The sequence below is a fragment of the Mesorhizobium sp. M2C.T.Ca.TU.002.02.1.1 genome, from assembly GCF_003997225.1.
Map to the genome: position 1 here is coordinate 1 of NZ_RZTO01000520.1, position 4509 is coordinate 4509.

Sequence of the window (4509 nt, forward strand, 5' to 3'; positions counted from 1 at the left end):
GCGCTCGCCGCCTTCGAGCGCTCGATCGAGCCTGAGCAGACGCGCTTCGACCGCTTCGCCATCGATCTCGCGACCGGCGCCAAGCCGCAAGGTGATGCTGTTTTCTCGCCGGAGGAAATCCTCGGGCTGAAACTGTTCATCGGCAAAGCGAATTGCGTGACCTGCCATAACGGCCCGCGCTTCACCGACAACGCCTTCCACAACACCGGCGTGCCGCCGGTGGACGGCCTGCCGCCGGACCGCGGGCGGGTGGACGCCGTGGCGCAGGTCGAGGCCGATCCGTTCAACTGTCTCGGCAAGTTCCGCGATGGCGACGAGAGCGCCTGCCGCGAGCTGCGCTTCATGGTCAAGGATGGGCCGCAAATCATGCGCGCCTACAAGACGCCGTCGCTCAGGGGCGCCGCAAGCCGGCCGCCTTACATGCATGCCGGGCAGTTCACGACGCTCGACGAGGTGGTGGCGCATTATTCGAAGGCGCCGCTCAGTGTGGAAGGCGTGTCGGAGGTTCATCCGCTCGATCTGTCCGATCGCGAGCGGGCGGCGCTGGTGGCGTTCCTGAAGACGCTGTCCGACTAGCTACCTGTCCTTCACCGTCTCCATTGCCACGAAGGTCGACGTCTGCGCGACATGGGGCAGGGCCGAGATGCGCTCGCCGAGGACCCGGCGATAGGCGGCGATGTCGGTGGTGCGAACCTTCAGCAAATAGTCGAAGCTCGACGCCATCATGTGGCATTGCTCGATCTCCGGCACGCCCTGTACCGCGCGATTGAAAGCGTCGAGCGCTGCCGAGTGCGTGTCCGACAGCTTCACCTGGACGAAGGCGACATGGCCTTCGCCCATGCGCTCGCGGTCGATGACGGCGCGGTAGCCTCTGATATAGCCATCCTTCTCCAGCCGCTTCACGCGCGCCTGCACCGGCGTCTTCGACAGGCCGACCTTCAAAGCCAGCTCAGACATCGAAAGCCGGCCATCGCGCCCCAGCGCGGACAGGATGTTGCGGTCGATGCGGTCCAATTGGTCTTCGGTCATCGAAATGGCAGTCAAAAGATTGGAAATGATGCCTATATGATAGATCGAATGGACTATCCTGTCGATTTCTTTGGACCGACTGGAATTCGCAGCTGTGCTAGCTTGCGCCATTCGGTCCGGCGACCGCCAGACCGTTCGCTCACGCTCGCTTTCATGGACCCGCCATGCCGCTCGACGCCATCCGCCAGCAGATCCGCGCCAATTATTTGCCCGACGAAGACGAGGCGGTGAAGCGCCTGTCGGCGACGGCGGGCTTGTCAGCCGAGGAGCGCAAGGCGATCTCGGCGCGCGCGGCCGACCTGGTGCGCGCGGTGCGCGGCTCGACCGATCCCAGGCTGATGGAGGTCTTCCTCTCGGCCTATGGCCTGTCGACCAAGGAAGGCGTGGCGCTGATGTGCCTGGCAGAGGCGCTGCTGCGCGTTCCAGACACCGAGACGATGGACGATCTCATCGCCGACAAGATCGCGCCGCATGACTGGTCGGCGCATTCGGGCGGTTCCAGCTCGATCTTCGTCAACGCTTCGACCTGGGCGCTGATGCTGACCGGCCGCGTGCTCGATGAAGGCGAGGGCGGCATCGAAGGCACGCTGCGCGCCATGGTGCGCAGGCTGGGCGAACCGGTGATCCGCAAGGCGGTCGCCGCGGCGATGCGCGAGATGGGCGAGCAGTTCGTGCTCGGCCGCACCATCGCCGAGGCGGTCAAGCGCGGCCGGCCGATGACGCAGAAGGGCTATCTCTACTCCTTCGACATGCTGGGCGAGGCGGCCCGCACCGAAGCCGACGCGCTGCGCTACCACCGCGCCTATGCGGACGCGATCTCCTCACTCGATTCCGGGTCGAACGGCCCCGACATCCGCTACAATCACGGCATTTCGGTCAAGCTCTCGGCGCTGCATCCGCGCTACGAGGTGGCGCAGCGCGAGACGATGCTGCCGGTGATGGCCGAGCGGCTCCTGTCGCTGGCGCTTGCCGCCCGGCATTCGCGCATGGGCCTCAACATCGACGCCGAGGAGGCGGACCGTCTCGACCTGTCGCTCGACGTCATCGAACGCGTCCTGGCCGAGCCGGAACTTGCCGGCTGGGACGGTTTTGGGGTTGTCGTACAAGCCTACGGCCCACGCGCGGCTTTCGCCATCGACTGGCTCTATGCGCTGGCGAAGAAATACGACCGCCGGATCATGGTGCGGCTGGTGAAGGGCGCCTATTGGGATACCGAGATCAAGCGCGCGCAGACGCTCGGCCTGTCCGGCTATCCGGTCTTCACCCGCAAGGCCAACACCGACGTTTCCTACCTGGCCTGCGCGAAGAAGCTTTTGTCGATGACCGACCGCATCTATCCGCAGTTCGCCACGCACAATGCGCACACCGTGGCCGCGATCCTGTCGATGGCGAAGGACCGCGACAGTTTCGAGTTCCAGCGCCTGCACGGCATGGGCGAGGCGCTGCACGAGACGGTGCGGCAGGCCGAAGGCACGCGCTGCCGCATCTATGCGCCCGTCGGCGCCCATTCCGACCTGCTTGCCTATTTGGTGCGCCGTCTGCTGGAGAACGGCGCCAACTCCTCCTTCGTCCACCAGTTGACCGACGAGGAGGTCGAGCCCGAGGAAATCGCGCGCGACCCTCTCGCGGCCGTCGAGACGCAGGGTCCCGCCGCCAACCCGGCGATCGCGCGCCCCGCCGCGATCTTCGGCGCCGGACGCCGCAATTCCAGGGGCTTCGACATCACCGATCCGGTGACGCTCGCGGCCGTCGACAGAGCGAGGGCGGAATTCGCCGGAGCGGACCGCTGGCACGCCAAGCCTGTCACGCGCGCCGCCGGCTACGGTAAGCAGCGGCAGATCGTCAATCCGGCCAAGCCGGACGAAATCGTCGGCACGGTGCATGAAGCGGCGGCCAAGCAGGTGGCGACCGCGGTGCGCATCGCCGTCGACGCGCAACCCGCCTGGGCGAAGCGTCCTGTTGCCGAGCGCGCCGCGATCCTCAACCGCGCCGCCGACCTCTACGAGGCCAATGCCGCCGAGTTCTTCGCTCTTGCCACCCGCGAGGCCGGCAAGTCGCTGGCCGACGGCGTCGCCGAGGTGCGCGAGGCGGTCGACTTCCTGCGCTATTACGCGGCCGAAGCGCCGAATGCCGAGAACGGCACCGAGGCGCGTGGCGCGATCGTCTGCATTTCGCCCTGGAACTTTCCGCTGGCGATCTTCACCGGCCAGATCGCGGCGGCTTTGGTCACCGGCAATTCGGTGATCGCCAAGCCGGCCGAGCAGACGCCGCTGATTGCCTTTCGCGCCGTCGAGATGCTGCGCGAGGCAGGCGTGCCCGAGGATGTCATCCAACTTCTGCCGGGCGACGGCCCGTCGGTCGGCGCGCCGCTCACCGCCGACCCGCGCATCGCCGGCGTCTGCTTCACCGGCTCGACCGAGGTCGCCAAGCTGATCGAAAAGCAGTTGGCCGAGACCGCGGCGCCCGACGCGATGCTGATTGCCGAGACGGGCGGCTTGAATGCGATGATCGTCGATTCCACCGCGCTGCCGGAACAGGCGGTGCGCGACATCCTCGCGTCGGCCTTCCAGAGCGCCGGCCAGCGCTGCTCGGCATTGCGCGTGCTCTACGTGCAGAAGGACGTCGAGAAGAAGATGCTGGAAATGCTGAAGGGCGCGATGGAAGCGCTCAATGTCGGCAACCCCTGGCTGATTTCGACCGATGTCGGCCCGGTCATCGACGACGAGGCGCAGGCTTCGATCAGCGACTACTGCAAGAAGAAGGGGCTGGAAGGCAGGCTGATCGCCAAGCTCGAAGCGCCGGCGACTGGCCGCTTCGTCGCGCCGCATGTCTTCCGCGTCAAGGGCATCGAGGAGATGGAGCGCGAGGTGTTCGGCCCGGTGCTGCATGTCGCGACCTTCGATGCCGACGACATCGACGCGGTGATCGCCGCCATCAACCGCAAGGGCTACGGCCTGACCTTCGGCCTGCACACCCGCATCGAGGGCCGCGTCCAGCATTTCGTCGACGGCATCCATGCCGGCAACATCTATGTCAACCGCAACCAGATCGGCGCCGTCGTCGGCTCGCAGCCCTTCGGCGGGGAGGGGCTTTCGGGCACCGGCCCGAAGGCCGGCGGACCGCATTACCTGCGCCGCTTCCGCAAGGGACCGGAGGCCGGCACCGAAGTAGGCGAGGGCCACAAGGTGACGGCGACCGAGCTTGCCGACAATCTGCCGGATCCGACGCTCGGCGGCTGGTCGACACGGCCGGATCGCGTCGCGATCCTGAGGAAGCATCTGCGCGGCAAGGGCGCGGCGGCAATCGCTGCCGCGGCGAGTCTCGATTTCGGCCAGGTCGACCTGCCCGGACCGACCGGCGAGGCCAACACGCTGTCGCTGGCCCCGCGCGGCCGGGTGCTTTGCCTCGGCCCGGACGCCGAGACGCTGCTTTCCCAAACGATCCAGGCGCTTGCCGCCGGCAACGCGGTGCTGGCGGTGG

General features: G+C 67.0%; 2 protein-coding genes and 1 pseudogene. 2 read left to right on the top strand and 1 reads right to left on the bottom strand.

All coding sequences use genetic code 11. The annotated features are described in order from the left end of the window. A pseudogene (locus EOD07_RS23845) lies at window positions 1-576 on the top strand (c-type cytochrome); the annotation flags it as partial. On the opposite strand, the gene EOD07_RS23850 reads toward EOD07_RS23845, so the two are convergent. Beyond that, complete coding sequence (locus tag EOD07_RS23850) at window positions 577-1029, bottom strand: Lrp/AsnC ligand binding domain-containing protein (RefSeq protein WP_127237193.1); 453 nt, start codon at window positions 1027-1029, stop codon at window positions 577-579. It lies immediately after the preceding pseudogene. Between the two features lie 164 nt (window positions 1030-1193). Here EOD07_RS23850 and putA point away from each other — a divergent pair. Continuing rightward, a partial coding sequence (putA, locus tag EOD07_RS23855; RefSeq protein WP_127237194.1) for a bifunctional proline dehydrogenase/L-glutamate gamma-semialdehyde dehydrogenase PutA occupies window positions 1194-4509 on the top strand: 3316 nt, incomplete at its 3' end.

What these genes read in the sequence shown, in the direction of transcription:
- EOD07_RS23850 (WP_127237193.1), bottom strand. Translation starts at nt 1,029, where the DNA reads ATGACCGAAGACCAATTGGACCGCATCGACCGCAACATCCTGTCCGCG.